General features: G+C 72.6%; 19 protein-coding genes and 5 pseudogenes. 14 read left to right on the forward strand and 10 right to left on the reverse strand.

What is annotated here, in order from left to right:
- Positions 1–72: 72 nt before the first annotated feature.
- From WKH84_RS07135 to WKH84_RS07145, 3 genes are all read right to left on the reverse strand, one after another.
- Positions 73–426, reverse strand: a complete 354-nt coding sequence (locus WKH84_RS07135; RefSeq protein ID WP_341856127.1) for a hypothetical protein — start codon at positions 424–426, stop codon at positions 73–75.
- A 114-nt stretch (positions 427–540) separates the two neighbouring features.
- On the reverse strand, positions 541–783 hold the full coding sequence (locus tag WKH84_RS07140) for an IclR family transcriptional regulator C-terminal domain-containing protein (protein WP_341856806.1): 243 nt from the start codon (positions 781–783) through the stop codon (positions 541–543).
- 381 nt (positions 784–1,164) lie between these two features.
- On the reverse strand, positions 1,165–1,335 hold the full coding sequence (locus WKH84_RS07145; RefSeq protein WP_341856128.1) for a hypothetical protein: 171 nt from the start codon (positions 1,333–1,335) through the stop codon (positions 1,165–1,167).
- A gap of 123 nt (positions 1,336–1,458) precedes the next feature.
- Between WKH84_RS07145 and WKH84_RS07150 the strand changes: the two are divergent.
- The 8 genes and pseudogenes from WKH84_RS07150 to WKH84_RS07185 all read left to right on the forward strand — a co-directional run bounded on the left by WKH84_RS07150 (position 1,459) and on the right by WKH84_RS07185 (position 6,693).
- Positions 1,459–1,780 (forward strand): annotated as a pseudogene (locus tag WKH84_RS07150) (putative quinol monooxygenase).
- A 674-nt stretch (positions 1,781–2,454) separates the two neighbouring features.
- A complete protein-coding gene (locus tag WKH84_RS07155; protein ID WP_341856129.1) occupies positions 2,455–2,949 on the forward strand; it encodes an MFS transporter in 495 nt (164 codons plus the stop codon).
- On the forward strand, positions 2,937–3,749 hold the full coding sequence (locus tag WKH84_RS07160) for a hypothetical protein (RefSeq protein ID WP_341856130.1): 813 nt from the start codon (positions 2,937–2,939) through the stop codon (positions 3,747–3,749). The genes WKH84_RS07155 and WKH84_RS07160 overlap by 13 nt, the downstream gene beginning before the upstream one ends.
- A gap of 165 nt (positions 3,750–3,914) precedes the next feature.
- A complete protein-coding gene (locus WKH84_RS07165) occupies positions 3,915–4,574 on the forward strand; it encodes a helix-turn-helix transcriptional regulator (RefSeq protein WP_341856131.1) in 660 nt (219 codons plus the stop codon).
- A 224-nt stretch (positions 4,575–4,798) separates the two neighbouring features.
- Positions 4,799–5,602 (forward strand): VOC family protein, encoded by an 804-nt coding sequence (locus WKH84_RS07170; protein ID WP_341856132.1) that lies wholly within the window; start codon positions 4,799–4,801, stop codon positions 5,600–5,602.
- Positions 5,603–5,703: 101 nt separating this feature from the next.
- Positions 5,704–5,799 (forward strand): annotated as a pseudogene (locus tag WKH84_RS07175) (flavin reductase); the annotation flags it as partial.
- Positions 5,800–5,917: 118 nt separating this feature from the next.
- The gene (locus WKH84_RS07180; RefSeq protein ID WP_341856133.1) at positions 5,918–6,199 is read left to right on the forward strand and encodes a flavin reductase family protein; all 282 of its coding nucleotides are present in this window, start codon (positions 5,918–5,920) and stop codon (positions 6,197–6,199) included.
- A gap of 182 nt (positions 6,200–6,381) precedes the next feature.
- Positions 6,382–6,693, forward strand: coding sequence for a hypothetical protein (locus WKH84_RS07185; RefSeq protein ID WP_341856134.1), 312 nt, complete (start codon positions 6,382–6,384; stop codon positions 6,691–6,693).
- A gap of 7 nt (positions 6,694–6,700) precedes the next feature.
- Here the strand turns inward: WKH84_RS07185 and WKH84_RS07190 are convergent.
- Positions 6,701–8,370, reverse strand: a pseudogene (locus WKH84_RS07190) (ABC-F family ATP-binding cassette domain-containing protein).
- 522 nt (positions 8,371–8,892) lie between these two features.
- Here WKH84_RS07190 and WKH84_RS07195 point away from each other — a divergent pair.
- Positions 8,893–9,312 (forward strand): hypothetical protein, encoded by a 420-nt coding sequence (locus tag WKH84_RS07195; RefSeq protein WP_341856135.1) that lies wholly within the window; start codon positions 8,893–8,895, stop codon positions 9,310–9,312.
- Position 9,313: 1 nt separating this feature from the next.
- Here the strand turns inward: WKH84_RS07195 and WKH84_RS07200 are convergent, their stop codons facing one another.
- The 5 genes from WKH84_RS07200 to WKH84_RS07220 all read right to left on the reverse strand — a co-directional run bounded on the left by WKH84_RS07200 (position 9,314) and on the right by WKH84_RS07220 (position 12,811).
- Positions 9,314–9,463 (reverse strand): hypothetical protein, encoded by a 150-nt coding sequence (locus WKH84_RS07200; protein WP_341856136.1) that lies wholly within the window; start codon positions 9,461–9,463, stop codon positions 9,314–9,316.
- A gap of 205 nt (positions 9,464–9,668) precedes the next feature.
- Positions 9,669–10,238 carry an L-lactate permease gene (locus WKH84_RS07205; protein WP_341856137.1) on the reverse strand — a complete coding sequence of 190 codons (570 nt, stop codon included), beginning with the start codon at positions 10,236–10,238 and terminating at the stop codon, positions 9,669–9,671.
- Between the two features lie 29 nt (positions 10,239–10,267).
- Positions 10,268–11,269 (reverse strand): L-lactate permease, encoded by a 1,002-nt coding sequence (locus WKH84_RS07210; RefSeq protein WP_341856138.1) that lies wholly within the window; start codon positions 11,267–11,269, stop codon positions 10,268–10,270.
- Between the two features lie 141 nt (positions 11,270–11,410).
- Positions 11,411–12,361 (reverse strand): L-lactate dehydrogenase, encoded by a 951-nt coding sequence (locus WKH84_RS07215; protein WP_341856139.1) that lies wholly within the window; start codon positions 12,359–12,361, stop codon positions 11,411–11,413.
- Between the two features lie 135 nt (positions 12,362–12,496).
- Entirely contained in the window at positions 12,497–12,811 is a 315-nt protein-coding gene (locus WKH84_RS07220; RefSeq protein WP_308738781.1) for a 4a-hydroxytetrahydrobiopterin dehydratase, read from the reverse strand.
- A 61-nt stretch (positions 12,812–12,872) separates the two neighbouring features.
- Between WKH84_RS07220 and arfB the strand changes: the two genes are divergently transcribed.
- Both arfB and WKH84_RS07230 read left to right on the forward strand, forming a co-directional pair.
- Positions 12,873–13,313 (forward strand): alternative ribosome rescue aminoacyl-tRNA hydrolase ArfB, encoded by a 441-nt coding sequence (arfB, locus tag WKH84_RS07225; protein ID WP_341856140.1) that lies wholly within the window; start codon positions 12,873–12,875, stop codon positions 13,311–13,313.
- A gap of 121 nt (positions 13,314–13,434) precedes the next feature.
- Positions 13,435–14,016: a 1-acyl-sn-glycerol-3-phosphate acyltransferase gene (locus WKH84_RS07230; protein ID WP_341856141.1), complete on the forward strand. Its 582-nt coding sequence runs from the start codon at positions 13,435–13,437 to the stop codon at positions 14,014–14,016.
- 117 nt (positions 14,017–14,133) lie between these two features.
- On the opposite strand, the pseudogene WKH84_RS07235 reads toward WKH84_RS07230, so the two are convergent.
- Positions 14,134–14,316 (reverse strand): annotated as a pseudogene (locus tag WKH84_RS07235) (DUF429 domain-containing protein); the annotation flags it as partial.
- A gap of 760 nt (positions 14,317–15,076) precedes the next feature.
- On the opposite strand from WKH84_RS07235, the gene WKH84_RS07240 reads away from it, so the two are divergent.
- The 3 genes and pseudogenes from WKH84_RS07240 to WKH84_RS07250 all read left to right on the forward strand — a co-directional run bounded on the left by WKH84_RS07240 (position 15,077) and on the right by WKH84_RS07250 (position 17,113).
- Positions 15,077–15,631 (forward strand): DUF3152 domain-containing protein, encoded by a 555-nt coding sequence (locus WKH84_RS07240; protein WP_341856142.1) that lies wholly within the window; start codon positions 15,077–15,079, stop codon positions 15,629–15,631.
- 150 nt (positions 15,632–15,781) lie between these two features.
- Positions 15,782–16,024 carry a PspC domain-containing protein gene (locus tag WKH84_RS07245; RefSeq protein WP_341856143.1) on the forward strand — a complete coding sequence of 81 codons (243 nt, stop codon included), beginning with the start codon at positions 15,782–15,784 and terminating at the stop codon, positions 16,022–16,024.
- 70 nt (positions 16,025–16,094) lie between these two features.
- A pseudogene (locus WKH84_RS07250) lies at positions 16,095–17,113 on the forward strand (LLM class flavin-dependent oxidoreductase).
- The last annotated feature ends 11 nt before the right edge of the window (positions 17,114–17,124 follow it).

Raw genomic sequence — 17,124 nt, forward strand, 5'->3', positions numbered from 1 at the left:
CGCGCCAGTCCAGATCGTCGAAGCCGCGGTGGAGGTAGCCGCCCTTCTCGAAGGAGGGGCCCTCGTAGCCGATCACCTCCCAGACCTCCTCGTCCTCGTAGAGGCTGACCACCACGGTCTGCCGCACGAAGCCGAAGAAGGTCGTGTGCTGGATGCGCAGCAGCAGCGGCGCGCCTCCTCGGGGCTCAGCTCGGCGAAGCGGCCGTCCGCGAGGGCCTCGAGGGAGTCGAGGCCGTGGGCGAGCTTGACCCGCATCCACGCGCTCTCCTCCGCGGCGCAGCGGACGGTGTCCGCGGCCCGCCGGTAGGCCGAGTCCGGCACGCGCTCGTGCGGGAACGCGGCCTTGATCAGGGCGGTGAGCGTCGCCTCCGCCTCGTCGGTCCCTTCGATCTCGTTCACGGCCTCGTCGCCGTCCGGTGCGCTCATGGCGTCTCCTTCCCACTGCATCTTCGTCAGTGACCTGGGGCACACGATAGGCAGGGGTCGCGGCGAGCGCACAGCGCAGTTATCACCGGGCGAGAACGCCGACGGGTGCCGCGGTCAGTGGGTCTGCGCCCCCAGACGATAGGCGCGCCCGGCGCGGGAGGCGCAGGCCCGCACCCGGTCCTCGACGTGGCGGAGGCGCCCCTCGTAGGCGGCGACCGGCGCGGAGACCGCGACGGTGCCCAGCGGCATCCCGTCGTCGGCCTTGATCGTCGCGGCGAGGGCGCTGGAGCCGGGCACGAACTCCTGATGCTCCCAGGCGATGCCGCGCTCGGCGATCTCGGCGAGCTGGCGGCGCAGCCTCCGCCGGGTCTAGGAGGGTGCGGTCGGTGTGGGCACGCAGCGGCCCTGCCAGGTACTCCTCCTGCTCGTCGGGAGCGAGGCAGGCGAGCCCCGCCTTCCCGAAGGCGGTCGCGTGCGGGCTCTCGTGGAAGCCGAAGCCGAGCGGGGACAGCCGCGGAGCCTGCGGCGAGTCGGAGACGTGCACGACGACGAAGTCGGTGCCGCGGTGGATCGCGAGATAGGCGGCCATGCCCAGGTCACGATGCATGGCGTGGACCTCCTCGCGCACAGAGCGCGGGATGCCGAGATCGTCATGGAGGCCGACGGCCAGGCGGTGCGGCTTGTAGCCCAGCGCGAAGCGCTTCTCCGTGCGCAGGTGCACGAGGTACTCGGAGCGGATCAGCTCCTGCGCGATCCGGTACACCGTGGGCAGCGGGATCGAGGTCGCCTCGGAGATCCCCCGAGCGGTGTGTTGCTGCCGTGCTCCGCCACCGCCTCCAGCACCGCGATCGCCCGGGCGACCTGGCCGCCCTGGTCCTGGGCTGATCGGCCTGTGTCGTTCGAGGTCATCGTCGTCCTCCTTCCGGCGACCATTGTGCCTGAGCTCTGCTTCTTGCCCTGCGAGAATCGAGGTTCCCCGCGCGTGCCGGATACGGCAGGCTGGTCCCGTCACCTCTCAGAAAGGACCCGACGATGATCCTCATCAACGTGAAGTTCCCTGTGAAGCCCGAGTTCGCCGACCGCTGGCCCGAGATCGCGAGCGAGTTCACCGAGAACACGCTCGCCGAGCCGGGCAACCTGTGGTTCGAGTGGTCGCGCGGCCGTCAAGGATCCCAACACCTACGTGCTCATCGAGGCGTTCACCGACGAGGGCGCCGGCCCGCACGTGGACTCCCCGCACTTCAAGAAGATGCAGGAGGAGTTCCCGCAGTACCTCACGGCGACGCCGCAGATCATCTCCCACCAGATCGACAGCGACGGCTGGGGCCCGATGGGCGAGATCTCCGTCGACTGACAGCGGCGCGAGCTGGCGTCGGAGCGGCAGGCCCTGCGCTTCGGGAGGCTCGCCCGTCGCCACGACGGGCCGACGCGGGGGCGTCCACCGGGCGGTGGGCGCCCCCGCCGCGTCGTCCTGCCGAATGCTCCCGCCCGTCACCCCTCATCCCGGTCATCGCCCTGCCCGTCACACGCCGCTCACGGTGAGCATCAGGCCCCTCGCCGACCGCGAGCCGGGCAAGCGCGGCGATGACGAGGCCCACCTACCGACGGCCTCGGCGAGGGCAGGTGGTCGTCGGGCGAAGCACCCGGGAGCGAGGGAGGCGATCGGCTCGTCGACGCGCACGAGGAGGGAGGGAGGCCACCGCTCCATCGAGCGATGAGCGCGGCCGGATGAGGCATGCACCTCCCTCCCCAGACCTTGCACTCAGTGCAAATTTCGACCTACTGTGCTGGAGGCGGTCGAGACCGCCGACCGCGTCGAGCGGGGACGAGCAGAGAGGGGCCAGGTGGCGACCCGGACGAGAGAGGTGCCCGCCGTGAGCGGCGAGACGGACGGCAGGACGGCAGGCTCCGAGGGCGCGGCCCCGGCGCGTGTGAACCCGAACATTGTGATGGCGGTCTGTCGCTCGCCGGCGCCTTCGTCATCATCCTCAACCAGACGCCGCTGAACACTGCAGGCCGCCGGCGTTCATGGCGGACTTCGATATCACCGCGAATGCCGCCCAGTGGGTGACCACGCTGTTCATGCTGGTCAACGGGATCATGATCCCCGCGACGGCGTTCCTGATCCAGAAGTTCTCCACCCGCACGATGTTCTTCGCGGCGATGGGCATCTTCGCGCTGGGCACGCTCATCTGCGCGGTCGCGCCGGTGTACGCGGTGCTCCTGGTGGGCCGCGTGGTGCAGGCCGCCAGCGGCGGCATGATCATGCCGCTGATGCAGACGATCCTCTTCGCGATCTTCCCGATCCACCGTCGCGGCACAGCGATGGGCACCTTCGGCCTCGTGATCTCCTTCGCCCCGGCGATCGGCCCGACCCTGTCGGGCTTCATCGTGGACCACTGGTCCTGGCGGGTGCTGTTCGTGATGATGTCGCCGATCACGCTCGGCGCGCTGGTCTTCGCCCATCTCACGCGCGCAATGTCACCGAGCAGACCGATCCCCGCCTCGATGTGCTCTCCCTGATCCTGTCGACCTTCGGCTTCGGCGGCCTGCTGTTCGGATTCTCCGCGGCGGGCACCTCCGGCTGGGCGAGCGCGCAGGTGATCGCGCCGCTGGCCGTCGGGGTGGTCGCGCTGGTGTGGTTCGTGCGGCGTCAGCCGCGGATCGAGGAGCCGCTGCTGCAGCTGCGGGTCCTGCGCACTCCGATGTTCACCCTCGGCACCGTGCTGGGCATGCTGGTGTTCATGGCGATGATCGGCGGCATGCTGATGATCCCGCTGTTCATGCAGAACATGAGCGACTTCTCCGCGATGGAGTCGGGGATGGTGCTCGCTGCCGGGCGCGGTCGTCATGGGCGTCATGTCCCCGGTGACGGGCCGGATCTTCGACCGCTTCGGAGCCCGGGTGCTCGCGATCGTCGGCTTCGCGCCGCTGGCGTCGATGAGCCTGCTGCTGGCACGGCTCACCCCGGAGACCTCCTTCGCCTACATCGCGATCGTCAACGCGGTGCGGATGCTGGGCACTGCGATGGTGATCATGCCGGTCACCACGGCGGCGCTGAACCAGCGCCGCGGCGCCTCATCCCCCACGGCGCCGCCGTGAACAACACCCTGCGCCAGATCGCCGCCTCGGTCGGCACTGCCGTGCTGGTCACCGTGATGACGGTCGCCGCGCTGGACCCGGCCGAGCACGGGGTCGAGGGCCAGATCCACGGCGTCGACGTCGCGTTCGACGTCTCCGCAGGGATCGCCGCGCTGGGCCTCGTCGGGGCGTTCTTCCTGCGCAACTCGAAGCCGGCCGAGGTCCCCGGCCCCGAGAGCTGATCCCGGCCCTCCGGCTCACCGCTCTGCGCTCCCTCCCCCGCGACCCCGTCGACCCGTCCCGGTCGGCGGGGTCGCCCTCCCCGGCCGTCCGCGTCGCCGCAGGTCCGATGAACGAGCTCCCGTCGGCCAGGCCGTCCGACGGGCCGCCGCCGTAGACTCTCGAGGGTGACGCCGCTCACAACGCCCCTGCCGGAGGCCGCGCTGGCCTCCGTGGTGGAGCTCGCCCGGGACCGGGCGCCCTCGCTGCAGGTCGCCGATCTCGCCGATGCGGCCGGCTACAGCCCCTTCCACTTCTCGCGGCTGTTCAGCGCGCGGCTCGGGATCGGCCCCGGCCAGTACCTGATCGCCCTGCGCGTCGGACGGGCGAAGGAGCCGCTGCTGGCGGACGACGCCGCGGTCATCGACGTGGCCTGCGAGGTGGGCTTCGACTCCCTGTCGAGCTTCGGCCGCCGCTTCCGCAAGCACCGTCGGCGTCACCCCGGGGCGCTGCGCCGCCTCGCGCAGACGGTCGCCGATGCTCCCCCGCGCCCCTTCACGATGCGCGTCCGCATCCTCTGGGCGCCCGGGCAGTGCGGGCGGTGCTGGAGCTCCCCGAGGGCGCGGACCGGCGCGGCGATCCCTCGATCTGGGTGGGCTGGTACCCGCGGCCTGCGCCGATCGGCCTGCCGGCCTCGGGCGTGCTCGTCACGGGCGTCGACCACGTCGACCTCCCCCTGTGCGCGGGCGCCCCGTTCCTGCTCGCCTTCGCGGTGCCGCCGCACGCCGATCCGCTGGACCTGCTCGCACCGCGGGCGCCGATGGTCGCGGCGCACCCTGCGCCGCTGACAGGTCCCGGGGAGGTGACGCTCCGCTTCGGGACCTCCGCGGCGGGCGGGAGCGTGCCGATGCTCTCCGCGGCCGCCGGCGCCGCGCCCCGCCTGATCCCGCGGCGCCGCGGCGGCGCGGACTGCGCATGATCGGACGCACCTCCGCCCCGCCCCCGCCCTAGCGTGGGAACCCCGGCCGGACCGGCCGCGGCCGCCGCAAGGACCACGACCACAGGAGGAACCATGACCCGCAGCACCGGCACCACCACCTGGCTCGATCTCTCCGCCCAGGACCTCTCCGCCGTGATGCCCTTCTACTCCGGTCTGTTCGGCTGGGAGGTCGAGGGCCTCGGCGAGGAGTTCGGCGGCTATCGGATCCTCCGCAACGACGGGAAGCTCGTCGGCGGCGCGATGTCCGTGGCGGGGATGACCTGCCCCGAGGGCGACCCCCTGCCGTCCGAGTGGGGCGTCTACCTCACCGTCGACGACGTCGACGCCCGCGTCGCCAGGGCCCGCGAGGCGGGCGGCGGCGTCGTCGTCCCCGCCGATGACATCGGCGACTCCGGCCGCATGGCCGTGGCCCTCGACTCCGTCGGCGCCCCCATCGGGATGTGGCGACCGAAGCGGCTCGAGGGCTACGAGTTCACCGGGAGACCCGGCTCCCCCGTCTGGTTCGAGCTGATGACCCACCGCTACGACGACGCCGCCGCCTTCTACACCGCGGTGTTCGACGCCGAGCTGGTGCCGATGGGCGAGGAGATGGACGAGGGCGAGGACGACTTCCGCTACGCGACCAACGGCTCCGGCGAGAGCGCGAGCTGGGGCCTCTGCGATGCGGCGGGGATGATGCCCGAGGAGGCCATGGGCTGGCGCGTCTACTTCGGCGTCGAGAGCACCGAGCAGGCGCTCGCGAAGGTGCCGGAGCTCGGCGGGAGCGTGCTCGACGGCCCGATCGACTCGCCCTTCGGACGGATCACCACCATCGCGGATCCCGAGGGGGCGAGCTTCCAGATCAGCGCAATGAGCGAGGCGACGACGGAGGGCTGACCCACCTCGCTGACCTGCCACTATGACGCCGCATGACGGTCGGGTCCCAGGACGTGGGCCCGGCCGTGCGCGGGCGCGGCACGCGTCCTAGAGTCAGGAGCATGCTGACCGATTCCGCGCTCCGTGAGGCCTTCTCCCACTTCCCGCAGGGAGTGGTGCTGGTCGCCGCCGAGATCGACGGCGTGCGCCACGGACTCGTCGCCTCGACCTTCACGGTCGGGGTCTCCCTCGAGCCACCCCTGGTCTCCGTCGCGGTGCGAAGACAGCTCGCGCACGTGGCCAGCGCTGCGCGAGCACGGGCATCTCGGGGTCACGGTGCTCGGCGATCGCCAGCGCGGCGTCACCCGCCAGCTCGCGGGCCCAGACCGGGAGCGTCGCTTCGAAGGCCTGGACGTGGAGGCCGACGAGCACGGCGCGCTGGTGTCGCAGGACGCCCCCGCCTGGATGACGGTGCGGGTCCACGACGAGGTGCGCGCGGGCGATCACGACCTCGCGCCGCTCGAGGTCCTCGCGATCGACAGCTCCCCGACCGCCGAGGCGATGGTGTTCCACCGCGGCCGCTTCAAGGGGCTCGTCGAGGGCGACATCGCCTGCTGAGCCCCGGGGAGCGTGAGACGCGTCTCAGAGCGCCGGATTCCTGTGAGGAGTACGCCTCGGTCACTCCCATCTGTCGGACCGCTGTCCGACAATTGAATAAGACCGCATTCCGGACGGTCGAGCAATCCCCCGTCGGGCCCTGAGCGCCCGAGCGGATCCTGGCTTCCGAGGAAGGACCCTCCATGCAGTTCACCCGTGCCCTCGCGGTCGCCTTCGGCGACTGGCTCGAGCGCGAGCAGATCCGCCGCGCCATCCTCGCGGAGCGTCCCGAGCTCGACGGGGTCCTGCATCTGGACCCGGAGCGTCCAATGCTGCGGATCCCGGGCGTGGAGCGCGGTGCGGTGATCGTGGCCCGGCTCGACGAGGAGGGCGGGGCAACCTGGCTGGTGGGTGTCGCGGGCGCCGCCGAGCCGGTGCCGCACGAGGCCTCCTCCCCCGATGAGGCGGCGCGGATCGCGCTCGACGTGCTCGAGCCCTGCCCGCTCGCGGGCTGACGGGGACTCAGAGCTCGGTGACCGCGCCGCCCTCCACCTGCCACCGCCGGTCGATGCGCACGGTCTCGAGCATGCGCCGGTCGTGCGTGACCAGCAGCAGCGTTCCCGTGTAGCTCTCGAGCGCCTGCTCGAGCCGCTCGATGGCAGGCAGATCCAGGTGGTTGGTCGGTTCGTCGAGCACCAGCAGGTTCACGCCGCGGGCCTGGAGCAGGGCGAGCGCCGCACGGGTCCGCTCGCCCGGGGACAGCTCGGCGCAGGGCCGACCCACGTGGTCCGCGCGCAGGCCGAACTTGGCCAGCAGGGTGCGCACGTCCGCAGGGGTCATCTCCGGCGAGCAGCGCCCCGGCCGCGTCGGCCAGCGGCGCCTCGTCGGCCAGCAGGGAGCGTGCCTGGTCGATCTCGCCGATCCGCACGTTCGCGCCGAGCGAGGCCGCGCCCTCGTCGGGCTCGATCCTGCCCAGCAGCGGCTGCAGCAGGGTCGACTTCCCGGCGCCGTTGGGGCCGGTGATGCCGATGCGGTCACCGGCGTCGACCTGGAGGGAGAGCGGCCCCAGCGTGAAGGCGCCCCGGCCCAGGTGCACCGCGGCGCCCGCGAGGGTGGCGACGACGTCGCCGGAGCGGGGCGCGGCCCCGATCGTGAACTGGAGCCGCCACTCCTTGCGCGGCTCCTCGACCTCCTCGAGCCGCGCGATCCGGCTCTCCATCTGCCGCACCTTCCGCGCCTGCTTCTCGCTGGACTCGGTCTGGGCGCGTCGGCGGATCCGGTCGTTGTCCGGCGCCTTGCGCATCGCGTTGCGGACGCCCTGGCTGGACCATTCGCGCTGGGTGCGGGCGCGGTCGACGAGGTCGGCCTTCTTCTGCGCGAACTCCTCGTAGCGCTCGCGGGCATGGCGTCGCACCGTGGAGCGCTCCTCGAGATAGGCCTCGTAGCCGCCGCCGTAGAGACGGTGGGAGTGCTGGGCGAGGTCCAGCTCGAGCACCTCGGTGACGCAGCGGGCGAGGAACTCGCGGTCGTGGCTGACCAGCACCACCCCGCCGCGGAGGCCTTGGACGAAGGCCTCGAGCCGGTCGAGGCCGTCGAGGTCGAGGTCGTTGGTGGGCTCGTCCAGCGGCACCAGGTCGAAGCGGGAGAGCAGCAGCGCGGCGAGTCCCACCCGGGCGGCCTGGCCGCCGGAGAGGGAGGTCATCGCTACCTGCTCCGCCTCTCCCGGGCCGATCGGCAGGCCGAGATCGGCGAGCACGACGGGCAGGCGCTCCTCGAGGTCGGCCGCGCCGCTGGCGAGCCAGCGGTCCAGCGCCGCGGCGTAGACGTCGGACGGGTCGGGGCCGCCGGGCGGGGCGTCGTGCTCGAGGGCGGTGGCGGCGGCATCCAGGTCGGCGGTGGCCCGGGCGCGGCCCGTGCGTCGGGCGACGTACCCGGCGACGCTCTCCCCGGGGGTCCGCTCGTGCTCCTGCGGGAGCCAGCCCACGAAGGCGTCCGACGGGGAGAGGGTCAGTCCGCCCTGTCGCGGGGCGGCGGCTCCTGCGAGGAGGCGCAGCGAGCGTCGACTTCCCGGCGCCGTTCGCGCCGACCACGCCGATCACGTCCCCGGGGGCGACGGTGAGGTCGAGGCCGTCGAAGAGGATGCGGTGGCCGTACCCTCCGGCGAGGTCATGGGCGACGAGGGTGGCGGTCATCCCGGCATTCTCGCACCCGTCGGCCCGTCGGCCCGTCGGCCCGTCGGCCCGTCGGCTCGTCGGACGGTCCGCACGTCCTGGCCATCGACGTCGCCGTATGACGGCGTGCGTCGGCCACCCTGGCCCGGCGGACGAGCGGCCCCTAGGGTCGGTCATCACCAACCGTGAGGATCGACAGAAGGACACCTATGACCACGCTCGCCGAGCTCCGCTCCCGCTTCGCCCCCGTCATCGAGTCGATCGCCGAGGGCGCCCTGGAGCGCGAACGCGGCAGGCTCCTCCCCCACGCCGCGGTGCGTGCCCTGGCCGAGGCCGGCTTCGGGACCGTGCGGTCGCCGGTCGAGGCAGGCGGCCTGGGCGCCACTTTCGGGCGCCTGGCCTCGCTGCTGGTGGACCTCGCCGCCGCGGACCCGAACCTGCCCCAGATCTGGCGCGGGCACATCGCCTTCGTCGAGGACCTCCTGATCACACCGCACGCCGAATTCCGGCAGCGATGGGCTGCGACGGATCGCCGACGGGGCGGTGATCGGGAACGCCTGGTCGGAGATCGGCTCCGTGGAGCGAGGCTCCCAGGGCACGAAGGTCGCGGTCGAGGGCGAGCACGCCGAGGTGACGGGCCGGAAGTTCTACACCACCGGCTCCTACTTCGCCGACTACTCGGACACCCTGGTCGAGGCGGCCGACGGGTCCCAGCACATCGCCGTGGTGCCGTTGGTCCAGGCCGCGGTCACGCGCAGCGACGACTGGGACGGGTTCGGGCAGAAGCTCACCGGGACCGGCACGGTCGTCTACGACCGCGCGCGGCTCGACGCCCAGGACGTCATCCCCTTCGAGGACCGGTTCGGCTACCAGACCGCCGTGTACCAGCTGGTGCTGATCGCCGTGCACGCAGGGATCGCCGCGGCAGTGCGCGAGGACGCCACGGCGCCCGTCCACGCCTGAGTCAGTCGCCCTGCGCGTCGACGGCCTCGAGGTCGTCCTCGGTCTCGAGCGCTGATCGCGGCGCGCGCCCTTGCCCTCGCCGCACCTGCCCACCCCGAGTTCCGGGCCGCATCCCCTCGGACGGACCACCCATGCGCTCCGCCCAGGACATGACCTATGCCTGCGGCGAGTGGCTCGAATGCGACAGCGACCGACGCGCTCTCATCGAGGCACGGCCCGACATCGCCTCCGGGACGGTGCTCGATCCGCAACGACCGATGCGCGCATCCTCCGCCCGGAGGGCGATGTCGTGGTCCGCTCCACGGGGCTCGGTCCCCGTCGGGCGCTCCGGCACCCGTGGCAGGCGCTCCCCGGCGTCAGAGGAGGATCGACAGCAGCAGGCTCCAGACGCAGATCACCACGAGCATGCCGAGGCTGGGGGCGATCGCTTTGCGGGTGATCTCGCCCTCGCGCCCTGACAGTCCCACCGCGCCGGCCGCGATCGCGATCGACTGCGGCGAGATCACCTTGGCGGTGGTGCCGCCGGCGGTGTTGGCGGCCACGAGCAGCGACGGGTCCACCCCGATGTTGCCCGCGGTCGCGGTCTGCAGCGGTCCGAACAGGGTGTTGTTGTTGACCACCGAGCCGGTGAGGAACACGCCGATCCATCCGATCACCGGGGCGAGCAGCGGGAACACCGGGCCGACGGCCGCCAGGGCGTAGCCCATCGTGGAGGAGCCACCAGAGTGGTTGGCGATGTTCGCGAGCATCAGGATCACCGCGATCAGCACGATCGCCATGCCCAGGCTCCGCACCGTCCCCACCAGCTCGCCGAGCACCTCCCGCAGGGTCACCTGCGGGGTGGTGAGGAAGGAGACGATCACGGCCAGCAGGATCGCGGTGCCGGTGGCACCGAGCAGCGAAAGGGTCCAGGTCGTCTCGACCACCGTCCCGTCGGCCGTGGCGATGTGACCGGTCAGCCCCGGCGCGGGACCGCAATGGTGGTTCCGCCGAGCGCGCCGGTGGTGAACAGCTCCTCCACCGGGGGCAGGGACCACAGCAGGATGAACGCCGAGAGGATGTAGAAGGGGCTCCATGCCACGACCACCTCGTTGAAGCTGTGGGCGCGCGGCACGGGCACCGGTGCGTCGTCCTCGCGGTGGATCCGCTCCGGGGCCCAGGCTCGGGCGACGGCGAACACGGCGACCATCCCCGCCAGGCCCGCACCGATGTCGGCGAGCTCCGGGCCGATGAACCACAGCACCCCGGCCTGCACGCCGCTGAACGCGAGCGAGACCACCAGGGTCATCGGGAAGGTCTCCCGCAGTCCACGCACCCCGTCCATGACCATGACCAGCAGGAAGGGCACCACCAGGGTCAGCGGGCGCAGGATCACCACCATCATGCGGGAGAGGTCCATCACCTCCATCCCGGTCACCTGAGCGCCCACCAGCACGGGGATGCCGATCGCGCCATAGGCGCCCGCTCCGACGTTCGCGATCAGGGAGAGCACCGCCGCGCGCATCGGGGCGAAGCCGAGCCGCACCAGCGGCGCCGCGCAGATCGCGATCGGCACCCCGAACCCTGCGACGCCCTCGAGGAAGGCCCCGAAGGCGAAGCTGATCAGCGACACCTGGATGCGCTGGTCGGCCGAGACCGCGCCGATCGAGTCGCGGATGATGTCGAAACGGCCCGAGAGCACCGCCAGGCGGTACAGCCACACAGCCATCACGATGATGTACGCGATCGGCCAGAGTGCCGTGAGCGACCCCGAGAGCCCGGCGCCGGCGACTGCGGTGGCGGGCATGCCGTAGGCGATCAGCGCGACGAGCACCTCGACGGCCAGGGCGATCAGGCCCGAGAGCACCCCGGAGAGCTTCAGCACCACCATCAGCAGGAGGAAGACGAAGATGGGGAGGGCGGCCGCGAGGGCCGAGAGGAGGAGGTTGTCGAGCGGGTCGAGGGTCTGGGTCCACATGAGAGGTCTCCGAGGTCGTGCCGGAGCGGGCGCTCCGGCGGTGACGCGGTCAGGGACGAGGCCCCCGACATCCCGGGGATGTCGGGGGCCTCGACTCTGAAGCTCCCGGGGAGGCCCGCGTGACCTCCCGAGCCTGGTGCGTCAGCCGCGCAGGCTGGCGGCGACGGCTTCGAGCGCATCGGCGCTGGAGCGCGGCTTCTCGAGCTCCGGCGCGTCGAACGGCGTCTCGCGGATCGGTCGGGCGCCGAACGAGCCGACGATGCTCGGCACGGACAGGGCCACCCCATCGATGCCGTGGAAGTCCTCGAGCACGGTGGAGACGTTCAGCACCGCGTTCTCGTCCTTGAGGACCGCCTCGACGATGCGCGCGCTGGACAGGCCGATCGCGTAGTTCGTCGCCCCCTTGCCCTGGATCACCTTGTAGGCGGCGTCCCGCACGTCCACGGCGATCCGGTCGAGCTCCTCGAGCGTGAACCGCTGTGCGCCGTCCTCCGCCCGCCACTCGAGGATCGGCACGGAGTGGATGCGGGCGGCGGACCACAACGGGAACTCGGTGTCGCCGTGCTCGCCGACGATCTGGGCGTGGACGGAGGTGGGCGCCACCCCGGTGCGTCGCGCGATCTCCCAGCGCAGGCGCGAGGTGTCCAGCACGGTGCCGGAGGCGAACACCCTTTCGGCCGGCAGGCCGGAGGCTTCGTGGGCGAGCATGGTGAGGACGTCGCAGGGGTTCGTGACGATCACGAAGACCGCGTTCGGTGCGACCTCGAGGGTGCGGCGCATGATGTCCCCGACGATCTTCGCGTTGGTCGCGGCGAGCTCGATGCGGGTCTGTCCGGGCTTCTGCTTGGCGCCGGCGGTGATCACCACGACATGGGAGCCCTCGGCGACGCCGATGTCGGAGCCACCGATGATGTCGCTGGCACGGGTGAACAGGGTGCCGTGGGCGAGGTCGAGCACCTCGGCCTCGGTCTTCGCGGCGTCGATGTCGTACAGGGCGACGTGGCGGGCGGAGCCGCGGATGAGCGAGGCGTAGGCGACGCTGGAGCCGACGGCGCCGGCCCCGATGACGGTGAGCTTCGAATTCTCGATCATGCGTCGACCTTAGTTCCGGCGCCCCGAGCGCTCCAGGGCCCGAAGTCCTGTCTCGTGGGATCTCATGGACGCCCTGACGCGGCGGCCGGGAGTTCGGGCGCGCCCCGATGGCCCTCCTGCGCGCGCGTACGGATCTCAGCCCTCCGCAGGGCGGATCCCGAGCTCCTCGGCATGGGTGCTGACGGTGCCGGCGAGTGCGAGGTCGCGGGAGGTCACCCCGCCCACGTCGTGGCTCGAGAGGGTCACGGTGACCTCGGGATAGGTCAGGAGGATGTCGGGATGGTGATTCGCCGCCTCGGCGGAGACGCCGACACGGTTCACGAACGCGAGCCCGGTCGCGAAGTCGCCGGTGTCGAAGCGTGCGGTGAGGGCTTCGCCCTCCTGGTGCCAGCCGGTGAGCCCGGCGTCGGCGATCTGCTCGGGGGTCAGGGTCTGCTTCGGATCAGCCATGGCCCCATCGTGCCCCGTCCGCGGCCCGACGGCCAGACCCTCGGCGCGGCACACTGGGGACATGGAAGACCTGCAAGTGGATCCCGGACCGGGCGCACCCCACGGCCTGCGCATCCCCGCCGCGGAGCTGGTCGAGCAGTTCTCCCATGCCTCCGGGCCGGGCGGTCAGGGAGTGAACACCGCCGACTCGCGGGTGCGGCTGAGCCTGGACCTCGCCGCCACCTCGGCCCTGGACGAGGTCCAGCGTGCCCGCGTGCTCGAACGTCTCGCGACCCGCACCGCCGGCAGGGTCCTCACCGTCACCGCCTCCGAACAGCGCTCGCAGCACCGGAACCGTCGGGCGGCGCGCGAGCGGCTCGCCGCGCCGCTGCGCGAGGCTGTCGCCCCGGAGGTGCCGCGTCGGGCGACCCGGCCGACGGCCGGCTCCCGCCGCCGACGCCTCGCCGCCAAGCGTCGCCGCGCCGACCTCAAGCAGACCCGCAGGCCGCCGCGGGGCGAATGAGCGGCAGGCGGGCCCTGGGGGCCGGGCCCCGACTGCCCGGCGGGACCTTCGCTCGCAGACCGATCAGCCCGGACATGGGCATTCGCCCGTCCGCGCCCCGGTCAGCGCATACCCTCGCACCATGATCCGTCAGCTCATCGCGCGCCTGTTCTGGGCGGTGTCGCCGTGGAGGCTCGTCGTCGAGCGCGTCCCGGACCGGCCCACGCTCTTCGTCGGCGCCCCGCACACCTCCAACTGGGACTTCGTGTTCATGCTGGGGATCGCCTGGCGGTCGCGGATCAAGCCGCGCTGGCTGGGCAAGCACGACCTGTTCACCGGCTGGAAGGGACCGGTGATGCGAACGCTCGGCGGCATCCCGGTGGACCGCCGCGACCCCGCCAAGGTGGTCGACGAGGTCATCGCCCTGGTCCGCACCGGCACGGTGTTCGGGCTGGTCATCACCCCGGACGGCACACGCGGGGAGCACACGCACTGGAAGTCCGGCTTCTACCGGATCGCGCGCGCGACGGGGCTCCCGCTCACCCTCGGCTTCGTGGACCGCACCACCATGACCAGCGGACTCGGCCCGATCATGGAGGTCACCGGGGACGTGCGCGCCGACATGGACCGCATCCGCGCCTTCTTCGCCGACAAGGCCGGCTTCGCCCCCGAGCGGCGGGTCGAGCCGAGGCTGAGCGAGGAGGACCTGCCCGAGGCGGACTGAGCGGCGGCGCCTGCTACGCGGGCGCGACCAGATCCACCCCTCGACCAGGGCGGTCTCCCGCGGCGGGTCCGGCGGCGGGACGGCACGGCCGCGGGCGACCTCCCGGGCCATCAGCGCGGCGATCACCGCGTCCAGGACGTCGTCCACCTCCACGCAGGCGGCGTCGTGGCCGGCCCAGTCCAGCGGCGGGAACCTCTCCTCGAGCGCCTCGACCAGTCCGCGGCGCGCCGCGCGCCCGCCCGTGCCCTTGTAGCCGCGATGCGGCAGGCCCCACCGCCGAAGGGCCGCCGCGGGATACACCTCGCAGATCCGTCCGTTCCCGTCGCGCGCGACGTCGATCCCCCTCCTCCCGCGCCCGCGCCTCGATCCCGGCCCAGCGCGCCGCGGGATGGGCGATGCGGTCCGTGGAGACGCTCAGCGGAGTCAGGCCCGTGCGGGCGTGGACGGCACGGTCGGTCTCCCGCATCGCCAGTCCTCGACGCCACTCGTCCCCGGTCGACCCGGGCGGCGCGAGGGTCCCGGTCGCCTGGGCGGCGAGCGGCTCGACGAAGCCTCGCGGCCAGCCGACCGGCACATCGACCCCGACCTTCCCCGCTTCGCGCACCCTCTGCGCGATGAGGGCGTCGTCGACTCCGGTGCGCGCCTCCTCGAGCACGAGCACGCCGGAGGCCGGATCCTCCTCACGCAAAGACCGCGAGCCCGGTGCGACGATTCTGGGCGGCCAGATCGAGGCCGACATAGCGCGTGGGCATCCGCCCAGAATAGGGACCTCGCCCGTACTCTCGAGGGGTGACCGAGCCCACGCCGCACCGCCCCGTCCTCCGCCTGACGAGGCGGGGTCGCCTCGTGCGCACAGCGCTCGTGCCGCTGGTCGTGATCGCGCTGGTGCTGCTGCTCGTCTCGCTCGTGCGCGGGGCGGGCAGGTCGACGGACCAGCAGGACGGCGGCACGGCCGCGGAGACCGCGGCCCCGGAGCATGAGGAGACGCCCGCCGCCTCCGACGGGGGCGGCGGGAGCACGGCGGAGGGGACCCCCGAGGCGGAGTCCCCGGAGTCGGGCGGTGACGTGGAGATGGTGCGCAGCGGGACCGTCGGCCCCGGGACCTGGACCGTCGCCGCCGCGGCGGGCGACGCGCCGACCGCGGGCGTCGTCGCGCACCTACGCGGTGCGCGTCGAGGACGGGATCGGCGTCGATGCCGAGGAGGCCGCAGAGGAGATCGCCGCCGTGCTCGCCGACGAGCGCGGCTGGCAGGGCCCGGCCGACGTCGTCTTCCACCGGGTCGCGGACCCGGCGGAGGCGGAGTTCACGATCTCGATCGGCTCCCCGCCCACGGTCGACGAGATGTGCCTGCCGGCGAGGACAGGCGGGCTGTGGAGCCGCCGGATCGGGCCCGAGGTGGCGCTGAACTCCGACCGCTGGCCGCACGCGACCCCCACCTACGACGACCTCGCCGAGTACCGCGCGTACATGATCAACCACGAGGTGGGGCACTTCCTCGCCCTCGGCCACGCGAGTCGCCCGGCCGAGGGCGCACCCGCCCCGGTCATGCTCCAGCAGTCCATCGACCTGCAGGGATGCACGCCGAACGCCTGGCCCGCCGGCGACGAGGACTGACAGGACCGGGCCGCAGCAGAGCCGGGCCCGGGAGCCGCGGCCCGGTCCCCGCCGCCCGGGTCCCGCCCGGCGCAGGAGCGGGAACCCCGCGTCGAGGACGGGGGCCAGCCCCAGTGCCGAGAGGCCGCGACCGCGCCTAGCCTCGATCTCATGAACTCCATCTTCGCGACCCTCCGCGGCTTCCGATTCCGCCGCGGCCCCCAGCGCATCCTCGGCGGCATCGCCGGCGGCCTCGCCGAGCTCACCGGGCTGAACGTGTGGCTCATGCGCCTGCTCGTGCTCGCCTCCTTCCTGCTGCCCGTGCTCGGCGTCGGCGCGTATCTCGCGGTGTGGTCGCTGACCCCCTGGCAGGACGGCACGATCCCGCTCGAGCGTCTGCTCGACCGCGGCTGATCACCGGGGAGCGTCGCTGGCTACGATGAGCGCACCGCGCCCCAGGGCGCCCTGCTCCGGAAGGTCCTCGATGCCCGATCGCTCCCGTCCCCTGCGCCGCCTCGGCTTCCTCACCATCGGCCTGTTCGATCCGGCCGATCCCGCGGTCGGGCACGAGTCGACCCTGTCTCTCATCGAGCTCGGCGAGGGGCTCGGCCTCGACAGCGCCTGGCCGCGCCACCGACATCTGCAGTTCGGGATCTCCTCCCCGATCGCGGTGATGGCCGCGGCGAGCCAGCGCACCTCCCGGATCGAGCTGGGCACCGCGGTGACGCCGCTGGGCTGGGAGAACCCGCGCGCCTCGCGGAGGACCTCGCGACCGTCGACGTGCTCTCCGGCGGCCGGATCAATCCCGGCGTCAGCGTCGGCACCCCGATGCAGTACGACACCGTCAAGGATGCCCTCTACCCGGACACCGCCGAGGTCGAGGACTTCTCCAAGACCAGGGTGGAGCGTCTCGCGGGTCTGCTCGCCGGCGAGCGGGTGCGGGAGCTGGAGGGGAAGCAGGGCGTGGTCGAGGAGTACTCCTCCCGCGTCGAGCCCCACTCCCCCGGTCTGCGCGAGCGGCTCTGGTACGGCGCCGGGTCCCTCGACTCCGCTGTCTGGGCCGGGGAGCACGGCCTGCACCTGCTCTCCTCCAGCGTCCTCTTCCCCGGTCCCGACGAGGAGCCGGACTTCGCCGCGGTCCAGGCCGCGCAGATCCGCGCCTTCCGTGCCGCGGGCGGCACCCGCGCCTCGCAGGGCCTGGTCGTGATCCCCACCGACTCGGCGTCGGCCGAGCAGGCGGAGCGCTACCGCGCCTATGCCGCCGAGCGCCTCCCGCGCACCCGCACCCCGCAGGGTCCGCGCCGGATGATGTTCGCCCCGGACCTGGTGGGCACGAGCGAGGAGATCGCCGAGCAGCTGTGGGCGCACGAGGGCTTCCGCGAGGTCGACGAGGTCGCCTTCGCGCTCCCCTTCAGCTTCTCCCACGAGGACTACGTGCAGATCCTCACCGACATCGCCACCCGGCTCGGACCGGCGCTCGGCTGGTCCCCGGAGAGCGCCTGAGGGCCGACGAG

This window comes from Brachybacterium sp. GPGPB12 (genome assembly GCF_038396325.1).
GTDB lineage: Bacteria > Actinomycetota > Actinomycetes > Actinomycetales > Dermabacteraceae > Brachybacterium > Brachybacterium conglomeratum.

Bases quoted from the DNA above. Each gene is read 5' to 3' on its own strand.
- WKH84_RS07185 (WP_341856134.1), top strand. From the start codon at position 6,382: ATGCAGTTCACCCGTGCCCTCGCGGTCGCCTTCGGCGACTGGCTCGAG.
- WKH84_RS07210 (WP_341856138.1), bottom strand. From the start codon at position 11,269: ATGTGGACCCAGACCCTCGACCCGCTCGACAACCTCCTCCTCTCGGCC.
- WKH84_RS07220 (WP_308738781.1), bottom strand. From the start codon at position 12,811: ATGGCTGATCCGAAGCAGACCCTGACCCCCGAGCAGATCGCCGACGCC.
- WKH84_RS07200 (WP_341856136.1), bottom strand. From the start codon at position 9,463: ATGTCCTGGGCGGAGCGCATGGGTGGTCCGTCCGAGGGGATGCGGCCC.
- WKH84_RS07135 (WP_341856127.1), bottom strand. From the start codon at position 426: ATGAGCGCACCGGACGGCGACGAGGCCGTGAACGAGATCGAAGGGACC.
- WKH84_RS07145 (WP_341856128.1), bottom strand. From the start codon at position 1,335: ATGACCTCGAACGACACAGGCCGATCAGCCCAGGACCAGGGCGGCCAG.
- WKH84_RS07170 (WP_341856132.1), top strand. From the start codon at position 4,799: ATGACCCGCAGCACCGGCACCACCACCTGGCTCGATCTCTCCGCCCAG.
- WKH84_RS07215 (WP_341856139.1), bottom strand. From the start codon at position 12,361: ATGATCGAGAATTCGAAGCTCACCGTCATCGGGGCCGGCGCCGTCGGC.
- WKH84_RS07155 (WP_341856129.1), top strand. From the start codon at position 2,455: ATGGCGGACTTCGATATCACCGCGAATGCCGCCCAGTGGGTGACCACG.
- WKH84_RS07245 (WP_341856143.1), top strand. From the start codon at position 15,782: ATGAACTCCATCTTCGCGACCCTCCGCGGCTTCCGATTCCGCCGCGGC.
- arfB (WP_341856140.1), top strand. From the start codon at position 12,873: ATGGAAGACCTGCAAGTGGATCCCGGACCGGGCGCACCCCACGGCCTG.
- WKH84_RS07230 (WP_341856141.1), top strand. From the start codon at position 13,435: ATGATCCGTCAGCTCATCGCGCGCCTGTTCTGGGCGGTGTCGCCGTGG.